14 protein-coding genes are annotated in these 15,449 nt (G+C 63.7%); 8 read left to right on the forward strand and 6 right to left on the reverse strand.

Features of this window, described 5'->3' with window-relative positions:
* From HZR81_RS16410 to HZR81_RS16430, 5 genes are all read right to left on the reverse strand, one after another.
* Positions 1-615 (reverse strand): hypothetical protein (locus HZR81_RS16410; RefSeq protein WP_500128728.1); only part of this gene is annotated, 615 nt, incomplete at its 3' end.
* Positions 616-664: 49 nt separating this feature from the next.
* Positions 665-1,780 (reverse strand): agmatine deiminase, encoded by a 1,116-nt coding sequence (gene aguA, locus HZR81_RS16415; protein WP_500128729.1) that lies wholly within the window; start codon positions 1,778-1,780, stop codon positions 665-667.
* Between the two features lie 93 nt (positions 1,781-1,873).
* Positions 1,874-2,755 (reverse strand): N-carbamoylputrescine amidase, encoded by an 882-nt coding sequence (gene aguB, locus HZR81_RS16420; protein WP_500128730.1) that lies wholly within the window; start codon positions 2,753-2,755, stop codon positions 1,874-1,876.
* 126 nt (positions 2,756-2,881) lie between these two features.
* A complete protein-coding gene (locus tag HZR81_RS16425) occupies positions 2,882-3,538 on the reverse strand; it encodes a TetR/AcrR family transcriptional regulator (protein ID WP_125867614.1) in 657 nt (218 codons plus the stop codon).
* 74 nt (positions 3,539-3,612) lie between these two features.
* The gene (locus HZR81_RS16430) at positions 3,613-4,989 is read right to left on the reverse strand and encodes a glutamine synthetase family protein (protein WP_500128756.1); all 1,377 of its coding nucleotides are present in this window, start codon (positions 4,987-4,989) and stop codon (positions 3,613-3,615) included.
* A gap of 237 nt (positions 4,990-5,226) precedes the next feature.
* Here HZR81_RS16430 and HZR81_RS16435 point away from each other — a divergent pair, with 237 nt between their 5' ends.
* From HZR81_RS16435 to HZR81_RS16470, 8 genes are all read left to right on the forward strand, one after another.
* Complete coding sequence (locus HZR81_RS16435) at positions 5,227-5,973, forward strand: gamma-glutamyl-gamma-aminobutyrate hydrolase family protein (protein ID WP_063540312.1); 747 nt, start codon at positions 5,227-5,229, stop codon at positions 5,971-5,973.
* Between the two features lie 42 nt (positions 5,974-6,015).
* Positions 6,016-7,374 carry a glutamine synthetase family protein gene (locus HZR81_RS16440; protein WP_063540313.1) on the forward strand — a complete coding sequence of 453 codons (1,359 nt, stop codon included), beginning with the start codon at positions 6,016-6,018 and terminating at the stop codon, positions 7,372-7,374.
* A gap of 67 nt (positions 7,375-7,441) precedes the next feature.
* Entirely contained in the window at positions 7,442-8,800 is a 1,359-nt protein-coding gene (locus tag HZR81_RS16445; protein WP_500128731.1) for an aspartate aminotransferase family protein, read from the forward strand.
* Positions 8,801-9,014: 214 nt separating this feature from the next.
* Complete coding sequence (locus HZR81_RS16450; protein WP_156245644.1) at positions 9,015-10,112, forward strand: extracellular solute-binding protein; 1,098 nt, start codon at positions 9,015-9,017, stop codon at positions 10,110-10,112.
* A gap of 262 nt (positions 10,113-10,374) precedes the next feature.
* Positions 10,375-11,460, forward strand: coding sequence for a polyamine ABC transporter substrate-binding protein (locus HZR81_RS16455; RefSeq protein WP_200600895.1), 1,086 nt, complete (start codon positions 10,375-10,377; stop codon positions 11,458-11,460).
* Positions 11,461-11,606: 146 nt separating this feature from the next.
* Positions 11,607-12,758: a polyamine ABC transporter ATP-binding protein gene (gene potA / locus HZR81_RS16460; RefSeq protein ID WP_063540317.1), complete on the forward strand. Its 1,152-nt coding sequence runs from the start codon at positions 11,607-11,609 to the stop codon at positions 12,756-12,758.
* Between the two features lie 11 nt (positions 12,759-12,769).
* The gene (locus HZR81_RS16465) at positions 12,770-13,651 is read left to right on the forward strand and encodes an ABC transporter permease subunit (protein WP_172974197.1); all 882 of its coding nucleotides are present in this window, start codon (positions 12,770-12,772) and stop codon (positions 13,649-13,651) included.
* Between the two features lie 156 nt (positions 13,652-13,807).
* A complete protein-coding gene (locus HZR81_RS16470) occupies positions 13,808-14,710 on the forward strand; it encodes an ABC transporter permease subunit (RefSeq protein ID WP_063540319.1) in 903 nt (300 codons plus the stop codon).
* A 93-nt stretch (positions 14,711-14,803) separates the two neighbouring features.
* Here the strand turns inward: HZR81_RS16470 and HZR81_RS16475 are convergent, their stop codons facing one another.
* Positions 14,804-15,373: a DUF6436 domain-containing protein gene (locus HZR81_RS16475; RefSeq protein WP_500128732.1), complete on the reverse strand. Its 570-nt coding sequence runs from the start codon at positions 15,371-15,373 to the stop codon at positions 14,804-14,806.
* Positions 15,374-15,449: the final 76 nt, after the last annotated feature.

Consider the following 15,449-nt stretch of genomic DNA (forward strand, 5'->3'; position numbering starts at 1 on the left):
AGTCACCACCAGATTGCCGGCGACATGCTGCAGGGTCACCTGGCAGTCGTACTCGTCATCGCCTTCGCTGATCTTCAGCAGGTCGTCCGAGGGTCGAGCATGGCCGGAGAATGCCCCGACATGAACGATTGGCTCTCCGTAGCTGTTGAGGCCGCCTTGCCACATGGCCTCGCCTTCAACGGTGAAGGGGCCGTCGGGCGAGGGTTGGGTAATGAGGATGCTGTTGCCTCCCGCGATGGGGTGCCAGCGGCCGATCCAGTCGCCGGCCTTGGGTACCGGCGTAGCGTGGTCGATACGGACGTGGTGCGCCGGCAGCCAGCCGACGAACTCGCGCTTGCTGGAGAAATACCAGCCGCAGGCCCAGCCATCCGCCTCCTTGCCAACCAGCAGCCTGTCGCCATTCACCAGATAGGCGCGTCGGATGCAGGATTCCTGCTCCGGGCAGCCAACCGCGTCATCGCGGAAATGCACGGGTTGATCTGCATTGGCGACAACCTCCGCATGCCTTACCGCGCCGGCGAAGGCCGGAAAGAAGCCATTGCGGCAGGAATACGGGTCGATGGCCTGCGCTGATGGCGCCAGTAGCATGCATAGCAGGATGGCTCTGATTCGCACGGTGCGCGGTCTCCTCATTACAGCCATGTTGACCCGCCCAGGGGATCAACTACATGGCTGATCGGTTCAGCGGTGCCGGCTGCTGCTGGGTGATGCAGTGAATATTGCCGCCGCCGAGGAGAATCTCGCGGCCGGGCACCATGACGACCTGATGCTCCGGAAATACCCGCGCCAGGATGCGTTCGGCCTCGGCGTCCAGCGGGTCGCCGAAGGCCGGGGCGATGATGCCGTCGTTAACGATGAGGAAGTTCACGTAGCTGCCGGCCAGACGTATCGACGGGTCGCGCGGCTGGCTGCCATCCAGGGCGAGCACGCCGGCGCATTCTTCGGTGGTCGCGTGCAGCGGGCCGGGGATTGGCATCTTGTGCACCGTCAGCGTGCGGCCCTTGGCGTCGCGAACGCTCTGCAGCACGGCCATGGCCGCCTGACAGCGCTCGAAGTTGGGGTCGTTCGCATCGTCGGTCCAGGCCAGCAGCACTTCGCCGGGGCGGACGAAGCAGCAGAAGTTGTCGACGTGGCCGTCGGTTTCGTCGTTGTAGAGGCCGTGGGGCAGCCAGATGATGCTGTCGACCGCCAGGTGCTCGCGCAGCACCGCCTCGATCTGCTCGCGGGACAGCTGCGGATTGCGGTTGCGGTTGAGCAGGCATTCCTCGGTGGTGATCAGCGTGCCTTCGCCGTCGACATGGATCGAGCCGCCCTCGAGCACGAAACCTTCGGTGCGATAGCGATCGCAGTACTCGATCTCGAGGATCTTGCGCGCCACCTCGTCGTCACGCTGCCAGTCGGCGTAGAGCCCGCCGTCTTCGCCGCCCCAGGCGTTGAAGGTCCAGTCGACGCCGCGCAGACCGCCGTTGTCGTCGATGACGAAGGTCGGTCCGGTGTCACGCACCCAGGCGTCGTCGCTGCTGATTTCCACCACGCGAATGCGCGGGTCATCCAGCGCGGCGCGCGCCGCCAAGTATTGCTCGGCGCTGGCGCAAACGGTCACCGGCTCGAAACGGGCGATCGCCTTGGCGACGGCGGTGAACGCCGCCTGCGCCGGTCCCGCGTTGTCCCGCCAGTTGTCCGGGCGCTGCGGCCAGACCATCCAGGTCTGGCTGTGCGGTGTCCATTCGGCGGGCATGAAGTAGCCGTCTTGGCGGGGCGTGGAACTGAGGGTGGTCATGGCTGAGATCCTGATAGGGTGGAAAACGGCCGCAGGCCTTTTCCACCATGTGCGTCCCTGGTGGAAAACGCTGCGCGGTTTTCCACCCTACGTTCATTCCGACGGCGTTTCACCGTCCAGGGTCTTGATCGAGCCGTACAGGTTCGGCCGGCGATCACGGAACACGCCCCAGGCGCTGCGGATATGTTCGAGCTGGTCGAGATCGAACTGGTGCACCAGCACGCCCTCGCTGGTTTCGTCCAATTCCTCGACCTTGGCCCCGAACTGGTCGGCGATGAACGACGAGCCGTAGAAGGTGATGTCGTAGCCGTCCTGCTCCTCGCGGCCGATGCGGTTGCTGGCGATCAGCGGCATCAGGTTGGCGCCGGCATGGCCCTGTTGCACGCGCTGCCAATGGTCGCGGGAAGTGATGCTCGCATCGTGCGGCTCGCTGCCGATGGCGGTCGGGTAGAACAGCAGTTCGGCACCCATCAGCGCCATGCTGCGTGCGGTCTCGGGGAACCATTGGTCCCAGCAGATGGCCACGCCGATCTTGGCGTAGCGGGTGTTCCAGACCTTGAAGCCGGTGTCGCCCGGGTTGAAATAGTATTTCTCGTGGTAGCCGGGGCCGTCCGGGATGTGGCTCTTGCGGTAGACGCCGAGCAGCTTGCCGTCGGCATCGATGATGGCGATGGAATTGAAGCGTGCCCGCCCGGCCAGCTCGAAGAAGCTGATCGGCAGCACCACCTGCAGTTCGGCGGCGAGCTTCTGGAAATGCTGGATCGCCGGGTTCTGTTCCACCGGTGTGGCCAGCTGCAGGTATTGCGGATTGGGTTTCTGGCAGAAGTACGGGGTCTCGAACAGCTCCTGGATCAGGATGATCTGCGCGCCCTTGGCGGCGGCCTCGCGCACCAGCCTGTCGGCATTGGCGATGTTGGCCTGGCGATCCCAGGAACAGGCCATCTGGGTGGCGGCTACGGTAACGACTCGGGACATGGAGCACCTCGCGGCTGCGGTTGAAAGGGCGGCGGCTATCGAAGGCGCAAATTTATTCGATAGTTATCCGGATTGATAGTGCAGTGAATGCGTTTACGACCGATTAGGAACGCCTTTTGTCGATATCTATCGATTAACGATCGGCGATTCTCGCTTCGGCAGGCACGGCGGCAGATACAGGCCCAGATAGGCATCGAACACCCGCATGCCTTCCTCGGCCATGCGCGGCGTCAGGCTGCCGTACAGCTGTATGGATCGAGCATAGACGCGGTCGCCGAGTTCCACGGCCAGGGCGAATACATCGATGTCCTGCGGCAGCGGAGGCAGGGCGAAATGCCGCTCGAACACCGCCTGCATGGCCTGGCCGAGTTCCAGATCCAGGCGCTGGTCGGTCTGGGTGACTTCACCGAGACCGTGTTGCGCCAGGATCAGCTGGCGAGCGGCGCTGTCCTGCTCGTAGACCTTGAGCATGCGCTGTTCGATCAGCCGCGACAGGTCGCGCCAGCTGGTCAGGCTGTGGTGATCGATGGGCTGTTCGAGACTCGCTCTGAAGGTCGCGTGCACATCCGCCGTCAGCGCTGCGAGCAGTGCCGGCACGCCGGAGAAGAAGTGATAGACGGAGGAAGGCGGAATGCCCGCATGCTCGGCGACGGCATACACCGACAACGTCGCGGCCCCTTGCCCGGCGAGCAGTTCACGGGCGCTGGCGAGGATCTGGCGAATGCGCGCCTGGCTGCTGGCGCGTGGGCGGCGACTGGTGGTCGCGGGGCTGGGCTTGGTCATCGGCCTATTTGATGCCAGCCCGGCGGCGGATGCAAACCGCCGTGGCGGTCGCCCCGCAGCACACGGGCCCGCGGCTAGACGGTATGCAGATACCAGTTGTACTCGAGGTCCGAGATCGAATGCTCGAACTCCGCCAGCTCGCTCTCCTTGCACGCGACGAAGATGTCGATGTAATCGGGGCTGATGTAGCGCGCCATGATCTCGCTGTCGTCCAGCTCGCGCAGGGCGTCGCGCAGGTTGGTCGGCAGGCTCTGCTCGACCTGCTCATAGGAGTTGCCCTCGATGGGGTCATCCGGCTCGATCTTGTTGGTCAGGCCGTGGTGCACCCCGGCGAGGATGCCGGCAAGCAGCAGGTAGGGGTTGGCGTCGGCACCGGCGACCCGATGTTCGATGCGTACCGCGTCCGGGCTGTCGGTCGGCACGCGTAGCGCCACGGTGCGGTTGTCCATGCCCCAGCACGGCGCATTCGGCACGTAGAACTGCGCACCGAAGCGGCGATAGGAGTTCACGTTCGGGCAGAGGAAGGCCATCGAGGCGGCCATGGTCTGCTGCAGGCCGCCGATGGCGTGGCGCAGCGGTTGACTGTCCAGCGGGTTCTCGGTGGCGAAGATGTTGTTGCCATTCTTGTCGAGCAGCGAGATGTGCACATGCAGACCGTTGCCGGCCTGGCCCGGATAGGGCTTGGCCATGAAGGTGGTGTCCATCTCGTGGTCGTAGGCGATGTTCTTGATCAGCCGCTTGAGCAGCACCGCATAGTCGCAGGCCTTGATCGGGTCGGCGACGTGATGCAGGTTGACCTCGAACTGCGCCGGGGCGCTTTCCTTGACGATGGCATCGGCCGGGATGCCCTGTTCCTTGGCGCCTTCGAGAATGTCCTGCAGGCAGTCGACGTACTCGTCCAGGTCGTCGATCAGATAGACCTGGGTCGAGTGCGGGCGCTTGCCGGAGATCGGCGAGCGCGGCGGCTGCGGCCGGCCGTTGATGTTCTCCTGGTCGATCAGATAGAACTCCAGCTCGAATGCGGCGCAGATGGTCAGGCCCAGCTCGTCGAACTTGCTCACCACCTGGCGCAGCACCTCGCGCGGGTCGGCGAAGAACGGTGCGCCGTCGCGCTCGTGCATGGTCATCAGCAGTTGCGCGGTGGGGCGCTTCTGCCAGGGTTCCTTGGACAGGGTGTTGGGAATCGGGAAGCAGGTGCGGTCGGAGTCGCCGATGTCCATGCCCAGACCGGTGCTTTCCACGGTGATGCCGTTGATGTCGAGGGCGAACAGCGAAGCGGGGAGGTTGATGCCCTTCTCGTAGACCTTGTGCAGGCTGGCGCGCTCGATGCGCTTGCCGCGCACGACTCCATTCATGTCGGTGATCAGCAGATCGACGTACTGCACCTCCGGGTGTTCCTTGAGAAATGCGTTAGCTTCGTTGAGCTGAACGGCACGCGGCGGGGCCATGATGAATTACCTTAATTGTTAAAAATTTCAATCATCAGATGCTTGTCTGGGAGTCAATCGAAAAGCCTGATCACTGTCAATAGTAGCCGGCCGGCGCCCCATGAGTGCCCATGCTGGGCCTTTTTTGGGGCATCCTTGCGCTGTGACGAGCGCAGCGCACGCGGCCGAAGTTCGGGCTATTGTCTATAAAAATGAACAAGACTACTCTCCGGTATGCCCCATTCGAACGACGAGTATCCCATGTCGCGCAAGCCTCTGATCGGCGTATCGGCCTGCACCAAGCAGCTCGGCCACCACAGCTTTCATATAGCCGGCGACAAGTACCTGCGTGCCGCGGCGATCGCCGGACTACCGCTGGTGATCCCGGCACTGGACGAGCTGATCGATCCCGCGACCCTGCTGGAAAACTTCGACGGCCTGCTGTTCACCGGCTCGCCGTCCAACGTCGAACCACATCACTATGGTGGGCCAGCGAGCGAACCGGGCACTCATCATGATCCGTTTCGCGACCGCCTCACCCTGCCGCTGATCCGCGCGGCGGTCGAGGCCGGCATTCCGGTGTTCGGCATCTGCCGGGGCTTTCAGGAAATGAACGTGGCCTTTGGCGGCACCCTGCACCAGAAAGTGCACGAAGCCGGCCCCTATCAGGATCATCGCGAGCGTCCCGAGGATCCGCTGGATGTGCAGTATGGTCTCAGCCATGCCTTGCATGTGCAGCCAGGCGGGCTGCTCGAGCGCCTCGGCCTGCCGCCGCAGATACAGGTCAATTCGGTACACGGACAGGGTGTCGAGCGCCTCGGCGCCGGCCTGCGTATCGAGGCGCTGGCCCCCGACGGGCTGATTGAGGCATTTTCCGTGGAAGCCGCGCCGAACTTCGCCCTCGGCGTGCAATGGCATCCGGAATGGCAGGTCCACTCGCATCCGCACTACCTGGCGCTGTTCCAGGGCTTCGCCGAAGCCTGCCAGGCACGTGCACGACAACGCTGAGGCCGACCCCGTACGGCCACTTCCCAGCAACCCGAGGTCAACATGAGTATCAAGCTCGACCAGCTCACCGGCTGGCTGAAAGAACGCAAGATCACCGAAGTGGAGTGCCTGATCAGCGACCTGACCGGGATCGCTCGCGGCAAGATTTCACCGACCAACAAGTTTCTCGACGAGAAGGGCATGCGCCTGCCGGAAAGCGTGCTGCTGCAGACCGTGACCGGTGACTACGTCGAGGACGACATCTACTACGAACTGCTCGACCCGGCCGACATCGACATGTTCTGCCGGCCCGATCCGAACGCGGTGTTCCTCGTGCCCTGGGCGATCGAGCCCACCGCCCAGGTGATCCACGACACCTACGACAAGATGGGCAACCCCATCGAGCTGTCGCCGCGCAACATCCTCAAACGTGTGCTGAAGATGTATGCCGACCGTGGCTGGCAGCCCATCGTCGCGCCGGAGATGGAGTTCTACCTGACCAAGCGCTGCGAGGACCCGGACCTGCCGTTCCAGCCGCCGATCGGTCGTTCCGGTCGCCAGGAGACAGGCCGCCAGTCGTTCTCCATCGATGCCGCCAACGAGTTCGACCCGCTGTTCGAGGACATGTACGACTGGTGCGAGGCGCAGGGCCTGGATCTGGACACCCTGATCCACGAGGAAGGCACCGCGCAGATGGAGATCAATTTCCGTCATGGCGAGGCGCTGCACCTGGCCGACCAGATCCTGGTGTTCAAGCGCACCATGCGCGAGGCGGCGCTCAAGCACAACGTCGCCGCCACCTTCATGGCCAAGCCGATGACCGGCGAGCCGGGCAGCGCGATGCACCTGCACCAGAGCGTCATCGACCTCAACACCGGGCGCAACATCTTCTCCAACGAAGACGGCTCCATGAGCCAGCTGTTCCTGCACCACGTCGGCGGCCTGCAGAAGTACATCCCCGAGCTGCTGCCGATGTTCGCGCCGAACGTCAATTCGTTCCGCCGCTTCCTGCCCGATACCTCGGCGCCGGTGAACGTCGAATGGGGCGAGGAGAACCGCACCGTGGGCCTGCGCGTGCCGGATTCCGACCCGCAGAACCGCCGCGTCGAGAACCGCCTCGCCGGCGCCGACGCCAACCCCTACCTAGCCATCGCCGCCAGCCTGCTGTGCGGCTACATCGGCATGGTCGAGCAGCTTCCGCCGAGCCAGCCGGTCAAGGGCCGCGGCTACGAGCGCCGCAACCTGCGTCTGCCGCTGACGCTGGAAGCGGCGCTGGAAAGGATGGAAACCTGCCGCGAGCTGGAGAAATACCTGAGCCCGAAATTCATCACCGGCTACGTCGCGGTCAAGCGCGCCGAGCAGGAGAACTACCACCGCGTGATCAGCTCCTGGGAGCGGGAATTCCTGATGCTCTCGGTGTAAGCAAGCGCAGGGTGGGCCGGCCCGTTGCCGGTCCGCCGACCCCACAATACTGGCTAAGAGGTGACTGATGAGCGATTCGCAAACCCTGCACTGGCAAGCGCTGAGCCGTGACCACCACCTGCCGCCCTTCACCGACTACAAGGCGCTCAACGCCAAGGGCACGCGCATCATCACCCGGGCGTCCGGCGTCTACCTGTGGGACAGCGAGGGGCACAAGATCCTCGACGCCATGGCCGGGCTCTGGTGCGTCAACGTCGGTTATGGCCGCGAAGAGCTGATCGAGGCGGCGACCCGGCAGATGCGCGAGCTGCCTTACTACAACCTGTTCTTCCAGACCGCGCATCCGCCCGCCGTGGCCCTGGCCAAGGCCATCGCCGACATTGCTCCGGCCGGCATGAACCATGTGTTCTTCACCGGTTCCGGCTCCGAGTCCAACGACACGGTGCTGCGCATGGTGCGCCATTACTGGGCGGTCAAGGGTCAGCCGGAGAAGAAGGTGATCATCGGCCGCTGGAACGGCTACCACGGCTCTACCGTCGCCGGTGCCAGCCTCGGCGGCATGAAGGCCATGCACGAGCAGGGCGACTTCCCGATTCCCGGCATCGAGCACATCGACCAGCCCTACTGGTACGGCGAAGGCGGTGACATGAGTCCGGAGGAGTTCGGCGTGCGTGTCGCCGATCAGCTGGAGCAGAAGATTCTCGAAGTCGGCGAGGACAAGGTCGCTGCCTTTATCGCCGAGCCGATCCAGGGCGCGGGCGGCGTCATCATTCCGCCGGCCAGCTACTGGCCGCGAGTCAAGGAAATCCTCGCGCGCTACGACATCCTTTTCATCGCTGACGAGGTGATCTGCGGCTTCGGCCGTACCGGCGAGTGGTTCGGCAGCGACTATTACGGTCTCGCGCCCGATCTGATGCCCATCGCCAAGGGCCTGACCTCCGGCTACATCCCCATGGGCGGCGTCATCGTGCGTGACGAAGTGGTGCAGACGCTCAACGAGGGCGGCGAGTTCTATCACGGCTTCACCTATTCGGGGCACCCGGTGGCCGCCGCGGTGGCGCTGGAGAACATCCGCATCCTGCGCGAGGAGAAGATCGTCGAGCGGGTCAAGACGAAGACGGCACCCTATTTGCAGTCTCGCTGGCAGGAACTGGTCGAGCATCCGCTGGTGGGCGAAGCCCGTGGTGTCGGTCTGCTCGGCGCGCTGGAACTGGTGAAAAACAAGAAGACCCGCGAACGTTACGCCGATGCCGATGTGGGCATGCGCTGTCGCGAGCACTGCTTCCGCAACGGCCTGGTGATGCGTGCGGTCGGCGACACCATGATCATCTCGCCGCCGCTGGTGATCAGCGAGGAGCAGATCGACGAGCTGATCGGCAAGGTACGGCTGTGTCTGGATGCGACGGCCAAGGACGTGCGCGGTTGATTCGCGGCAGCCGGTGGAGGCTGGGGCAGGGTTGCCCTTCGCACCGCCGATTGCGCTCGGCTTGTTGAAAAAAAGGGCCTGACCTTGCCAGACTGCGCGCGTGCTGGAAGCCAGACCTACCACGGGGTGTGTCGATGCCGGCACACCCAGGCCGCCACGCTGTTCATGGCCTGTTCCACTGCCCCTACTAACGATGACAACAGGAGCTGCACGGATGAATCCCTTCGCCAAGACCCTACTTGCCATGACGCTGGCCGGCACCCTAGCCGGAGCTGCGCAGGCCGAGGAAAAGGTGCTGCACGTCTACAACTGGTCCGACTATATCGCCGAAGACACCCTGGAGAACTTCACCAAGGAAACCGGCATCAAGGTGGTCTACGACGTCTTCGACAGCAATGAGGTGCTGGAAGCCAAGCTGCTGGCCGGCAGCTCCGGTTACGACGTGGTAGTGCCCTCCAACCCCTTCCTGGCCAAGCAGATCAAGGCCGGCGTGTTCCAGAAGCTGGACAAGTCCAAGCTGCCGAACTGGGAAAACCTCGACAAGGATCTGCTCAAGGCGCTGGAACCTAGTGACCCGGGCAATCAGTACTCGATCCCCTACATGTGGGGCACCATCGGCATCGGCTACAACGTCGACAAGGTCAAGGCCGCGCTGGGCGACAATGCCCCGGTGGATTCCTGGGACCTGGTGTTCAAGCCGGAGAACATCGAGAAGCTGAAGTCCTGCGGCGTCGCCTTCCTCGACTCGCCGACCGAAATGCTGCCGGCCGCGCTGCACTATCTGGGCTATGCCCCGGACAGCGGCAAGGCCGACGAACTGAAGAAGGCCGAGGAGCTGTTCATGCAGATCCGTCCGCATGTGGCCTATTTCCACTCCTCCAAGTACATCTCCGACCTCGCCAACGGCAACATCTGCGTGGCGATCGGCTACTCCGGCGACATCTACCAGGGCAAGTCGCGCGCCGAGGAAGCGGCCAACGGGGTCAACGTCAGCTACAAGATTCCGAAGGAAGGTGCCGGCAGCTTCTTCGACATGCTGGCGGTGCCGGCCGACGCGAAGAACGTCGAGAGTGCCCACGTCTTCCTCAACTACCTGATGAAGCCTGAGGTGATGGCCTCCATCACCAACTACGTGCAGTTCCCCAACGGCAACGCCGCGGCTACCCCGCTGCTGGATGAGGCGATCCGCACCGACCCGGGCATCTACCCGAGCCAGGACGTGCTGAAGAAGCTGTACACCTTCCCCGATCTGGATCCGAAGACCCAGCGTGCCATGACGCGCAGCTGGACCAAGATCAAGTCGGGTCGCTGAGGCGACTGCGTACACCGGCCGGGCGATGCCGGCCGGTGCATGCACCCGATCCGGGCGCCGGGGCAATCCGCGCTTGGAACACCAGCACGAGGACACGGAATGCTTGAAGCCTTTGCAGCCACGTCATCTGCCCTCGTCTCCATCTGCCCTGAAACTGCAGTGGCACTTGCACCAAATCTGTTGATTTCCAGAGGTTTTTCCAATAAATAGGCCGGCCTTTCCCGCCGGGACATGCGCGGCCTGTAACAAGAGGACTCATCCCATGCGCTCGACCCTCAAGTCGCTGATCGTCGCCGCCGCGGTAGCCGGAGCGACAGCCGCCCAGGCTGCCACCGTACATGTCTACAACTGGTCGGATTACATCGGCGAAACGACGCTGGAAGAGTTCGAGAGGGAGACGGGGATCAAGCCCGTCTACGATGTCTTCGACTCCAACGAAACCCTGGAAGGCAAGCTGCTCGCCGGCCGCAGCGGTTACGACGTGGTGGTGCCCTCCAACCATTTCCTCGGCAAGCAGATCCGCGCCGGCGCCTTCCAGAAGCTGGACAAGTCCAAGCTGCCGAACTGGGAAAACCTCGATCCGGCCCTGCTCAAGCAGCTGCAGAAGAACGACCCCGGCAACGCCTACGCGGCGCCTTATCTGTGGGGCACCAACGGCATCGGTTACAACGTCGAGAAGGTCAAGGCGGCGCTCGGCGTCGACAAAATCGACTCCTGGGCGGTGATCTTCGAGCCGGAGAACGCTGCGAAACTGGCCAGCTGCGGCATCGCCTTCCTCGATTCGGCCGATGAGATGATCCCGGCCATGCTCAACTATCTGGGCCTGGACCCCAACAGCGAGAACGCTGCGGATTATCGGAAGGCCGAGGAGAAGCTCCTGGCCGTGCGGCCGCATGTGCGTTATTTCCACTCGTCGAAGTACATTTCCGACCTCGCCAATGGCAATATCTGCGTCGCCGCCGGGTTCTCCGGTGATGTGTTCCAGGCCGCCGCCCGCGCCGAGGAAGCCGGCAAGGGCATCGAGATCGCCTACGCCATTCCCAAGGAAGGCGGCAACCTCTGGTTCGACATGCTGGCCATCCCTGCCGATGCCAGTAACGTCGACGAAGCCCACGCCTTCATCAACTACCTGCTGCGTCCCGAGGTGATTGCCGCGGTGAGCGACTATGTCGGTTACGCCAATCCCAACCTCAAGGCGGGCGAGCTGATGGACCAGGAGGTGCGGCAGGACGCATCGGTGTACCCGCCGCAGGAAGTGCTCGACCGGCTTTACGTTTCGGCCGAGCTGCCGCCAAAGGTTCAGCGGCTGATGACGCGCACCTGGACCAAGGTGAAATCCGGCAAGTGAACTCCGGAGCGGTTGCGCTTGGCCCGGCCTGCCTTGGCCAAGCGCAGCCCGCTCTGCCGGGGTGTGCCAGCAGGCGTGCCCGCTGCAACGATCATTAGATTTCCGGCAATGGCCGGGCCAACCATTTTCATTTCGGGAGTTCGCGCATGGCCGTTGCCTCCAGCGCCTACAAGAAAGCCCTCAGTGGCGAGAGCAAGAACAAGCAGGTGCTGCTGAAGATCGATCGCGTCACCAAGAAGTTCGACGAAACGGTGGCGGTCGATGATGTCTCGCTGAGCATCCACCAGGGCGAGATCTTCGCCCTCCTCGGCGGCTCGGGTTCGGGCAAGTCGACGCTGCTGCGCATGCTCGCCGGCTTCGAGCGGCCCACCGAGGGGCGCATCTTCCTCGACGGACAGGACATCACCGACATGCCGCCCTACGAGCGGCCGATCAACATGATGTTCCAGTCCTACGCGCTGTTCCCGCACATGACGGTGGAGCAGAACATCGCCTTCGGCCTGAAGCAGGATGGCCTGCCGAAGGAAGAAGTCGAGGCGCGGGTGAAGGAGATGCTCGGCCTGGTGCAGATGACCCAGTATGCCAAGCGCAAGCCGCACCAGCTGTCCGGTGGCCAGCGCCAGCGCGTCGCCCTGGCGCGCTCGCTGGCCAAGCGCCCCAAGCTGCTGCTGCTCGACGAACCCATGGGCGCGCTGGACAAGAAGCTGCGCTCGCAGATGCAGCTCGAGTTGGTGCAGATCATCGAGCGTGTCGGCGTGACCTGCGTGATGGTCACCCACGACCAGGAAGAGGCCATGACCATGGCCGAGCGCATCGCCATCATGCATCTGGGCTGGATTGCCCAGGTCGGCAGCCCGATGGATATCTACGAGACGCCGGCGAGCCGTCTGGTCTGCGAGTTCATCGGCAACGTCAACCTGTTCGACGGCGAGCTGGTCGAGGACATGGGTGACCACGCCATCATCGCCTCGCCCGGCCTGGAGAACCCGATCTACGTCGGCCACGGTATCAGTACCCGCGCCCAGGACAAGCAGATCACCTACGCGATCCGCCCGGAAAAGCTGCTGATCGGCACCGAACTGCCGGAACTGGAGCGCCCCGGCTACAACTGGGCCAAGGGCGTCGTGCACGACATCGCCTACCTCGGCGGCCACTCGGTGTACTACATCAAGCTGCCGTCCGGCGGCGTGCTGCAGGCCTTCATGGCCAACGCCGAGCGCCACGTGAAGCTGCCGACCTGGGAAGAAGAGGTGTACGTCTACTGGTGGGATGACAGCGGCGTGGTGTTGCAGGCATGAAGCGCTCGCCCCTGAACACCGGACGCCGACTGGTCATCGGCGTGCCCTTCCTGTGGCTGATGCTGTTCTTCCTGCTGCCGTTCGCCATCGTGCTGAAGATCAGCTTTGCCGAAGCGGATGTGGCCATTCCGCCGTACACCGACATCTTCGCCTATGCCGATCAGCAGCTGCAGGTGCTGATCAACCTGGGCAACTACATCTTCCTCAGCGAAGACGAGCTGTATCTGGCGGCCTATCTGGGCTCGCTGCGGATCGCCTTCTTCAGCACGCTGCTCTGCCTGCTGATCGGCTATCCAATGGCCTACGCCATTGCCCGTGCACGAAAGGACCTGCAGACAGTCCTGCTGCTGCTGATCATGATGCCGACCTGGACCGCCATCCTTATTCGCGTCTATGCCTGGATGGGCATCCTCAGCAGCAACGGCATACTCAACGGACTGTTGCAGGGGCTCGGCCTGATCGATGCGCCGCTGCAGATTCTCAATACCGATATTGCCGTGTACATCGGCGTGGTCTATTCCTACCTGCCGTTCATGATCCTGCCGCTCTACGCCAACCTGGTGAAGCACGACCCGAGCCTGCTCGAGGCAGCTTCCGACCTCGGCGCGCGCAACCTCACCAGCTTCTGGAAGATCACCGTGCCGCTGTCGAAGAACGGCATCATCGCCGGCTGCATGCTGGTATTCATTCCGGTGGTGGGTGAATTCGTCATTCCCGAGCTGCTCGGCGGTCCGGAGACGCTGATGATCGGCAAGGTGCTCTGGCAGGAGTTCTTCAATAACCGCGACTGGCCGGTGGCCTCGGCACTGGCGGTAGTGATGCTGGCGATCCTGCTGGTACCGATCATCCTGTTCAACCGGAATCAGGCGAAAGAGCTGGAGGGCAAGCTATGACCTACCCGACTCGCTGCCTGTCCTGTTCAACCGGCTCTTCATCCACAAGCATGGCGAAAGAGCTGGAGGGCAAGTTATGACCTACCCAACTCGCTGCCTGTCCTGTTCAACCGGCTCTTCATCCATAAGCATGGCGAAGGACCTGGAGGGCAAGCTATGAAGCGCTGGAGCTTTTCCAACCTGATCCTGGTGCTCGGGCTGCTGTTCATCTACCTGCCGATGGTCATTCTGGTCATCTACTCGTTCAACGCCTCGCGGCTGGTGACGGTGTGGGGTGGCTGGTCGCTGAAGTGGTACGCCGGCCTGCTCGACAACTCCCAGCTGATGGGCGCGGTGATGCGCTCGCTGGAGGTCGCGGCCTACACCGCGATTGCCGCGGTGGCGCTCGGCACCATGGCCGCCTTCGTGCTGACGCGTATCCCGGTATTCCGCGGCCGCACGCTGTTCGGTGGCCTGGTCACCGCGCCGCTGGTGATGCCCGAGGTGATCACCGGCCTGTCGCTGCTGCTGCTGTTCGTCGCCATGGCGCAACTGGTCGGCTGGCCGGCGCAGCGCGGGCTGGTGACCATCTGGATCGCTCACACCACGTTCTGCTCGGCCTACGTTGCGGTGGTGGTGATGGCGCGCCTGCGCGAGCTCGACCTGTCCATCGAGGAAGCGGCGATGGACCTCGGCGCGCGGCCGTGGAAGGTGTTCTTCCTGATCACCATGCCGATGATCGCACCGTCGCTGGCGGCCGGCGGGATGCTCTCCTTCGCCCTCTCGCTGGACGATCTGGTGCTGGCCAGCTTCGTCTCCGGACCAGGTTCGACCACCCTGCCGATGGAGATCTTCTCCGCCGTGCGCCTGGGCGTGAAGCCGGAGATCAACGCGGTGGCCAGCCTGATCCTGCTCAGCGTGTCGCTGGCCACCTTCCTTGCCTGGTATCTCACCCGGCGTGCCGAGAAGCGCCGCATCCGCGCGATGCAGCAGGCGATGGATGAAACCGCTGGCAATCCCACCTGGCGCCAGGTGATCGACAGCCGCAAGGTGCTGGTGCCACCCTCGGCGCATAGCTGAGCGTTACCGGGAAGCGAGAAAGGGCGCAGCGGTGCGCCCTTTTTCGTGGCGCCTAGAAAGCCATCACCGGCGTACCTGCGCTGCCGCTAAGCCTCAACCCTGCCAGTCACAGAAGCAGGCTACCGCCAGGGAGTGAGTCGCGCGTACCTTGCGCCCCGCGAGTACCGCTTCGAGGATCGGCTCGACGAAGCTGTTGTCCGAGCTGCACACAGCCCCCTCGCTGTAGGGCCCGATATAGACGAGCTCACCATGCTGGTCCCAGATGCCCACCGCGGGGCTGGCCGGCAGCTGTTCGGCACCGATGAGCCCCTCCAGCGCTTTCAGCGAGGCCAGTGGTTGCGGCAGGCGACCCTGGCTGCCGGGCTTGCGCACCTCGTAGAAGGCGACCGGCTGATCGGCGAAGCGCTCGAGCAGCTCCTGCAGATGCTGCTGGTTGCCGACATTGCACGGGCAGCCGGGATCCCAGAAGTGCACGAAGCGGACCGGGCCGGGTCCTTGCAGGGCGGCGGGCAGCTGCAGCGCATCACCCGAGAACAGCTCGGCGCGCTCGCCTTCGAAGGTGCGCAGGTAGCGCGCCTCGAACCACCAGAACGCAGCCAGCATGGCACCGGCCCACAGCAGGGCGATCAACGCGGCGATCAGATACTTGCGGCGACTAGTCATGACGGAACCCCGGAAAAGGTGCGCAAGCTTGCCATGCGGCGATGCAGAGCTGAATATCCCAGCTCAACGCAATCGA

The sequence above is a fragment of the Pseudomonas sp. LM13 genome, from assembly GCF_041381355.1.
Taxonomy (GTDB): Bacteria; Pseudomonadota; Gammaproteobacteria; order Pseudomonadales; family Pseudomonadaceae; genus Stutzerimonas; species Stutzerimonas frequens.

Excerpts from the sequence above, each read along its gene's own strand:
- aguA (WP_500128729.1), bottom strand. The coding sequence starts at position 1,780 with ATGACCACCCTCAGTTCCACGCCCCGCCAAGACGGCTACTTCATGCCC.
- aguB (WP_500128730.1), bottom strand. The coding sequence starts at position 2,755 with ATGTCCCGAGTCGTTACCGTAGCCGCCACCCAGATGGCCTGTTCCTGG.
- HZR81_RS16425 (WP_125867614.1), bottom strand. The coding sequence starts at position 3,538 with ATGACCAAGCCCAGCCCCGCGACCACCAGTCGCCGCCCACGCGCCAGC.
- HZR81_RS16435 (WP_063540312.1), top strand. The coding sequence starts at position 5,227 with ATGTCGCGCAAGCCTCTGATCGGCGTATCGGCCTGCACCAAGCAGCTC.
- HZR81_RS16440 (WP_063540313.1), top strand. The coding sequence starts at position 6,016 with ATGAGTATCAAGCTCGACCAGCTCACCGGCTGGCTGAAAGAACGCAAG.
- HZR81_RS16445 (WP_500128731.1), top strand. The coding sequence starts at position 7,442 with ATGAGCGATTCGCAAACCCTGCACTGGCAAGCGCTGAGCCGTGACCAC.
- HZR81_RS16450 (WP_156245644.1), top strand. The coding sequence starts at position 9,015 with ATGAATCCCTTCGCCAAGACCCTACTTGCCATGACGCTGGCCGGCACC.
- HZR81_RS16455 (WP_200600895.1), top strand. The coding sequence starts at position 10,375 with ATGCGCTCGACCCTCAAGTCGCTGATCGTCGCCGCCGCGGTAGCCGGA.
- potA (WP_063540317.1), top strand. The coding sequence starts at position 11,607 with ATGGCCGTTGCCTCCAGCGCCTACAAGAAAGCCCTCAGTGGCGAGAGC.
- HZR81_RS16470 (WP_063540319.1), top strand. The coding sequence starts at position 13,808 with ATGAAGCGCTGGAGCTTTTCCAACCTGATCCTGGTGCTCGGGCTGCTG.
- HZR81_RS16475 (WP_500128732.1), bottom strand. The coding sequence starts at position 15,373 with ATGACTAGTCGCCGCAAGTATCTGATCGCCGCGTTGATCGCCCTGCTG.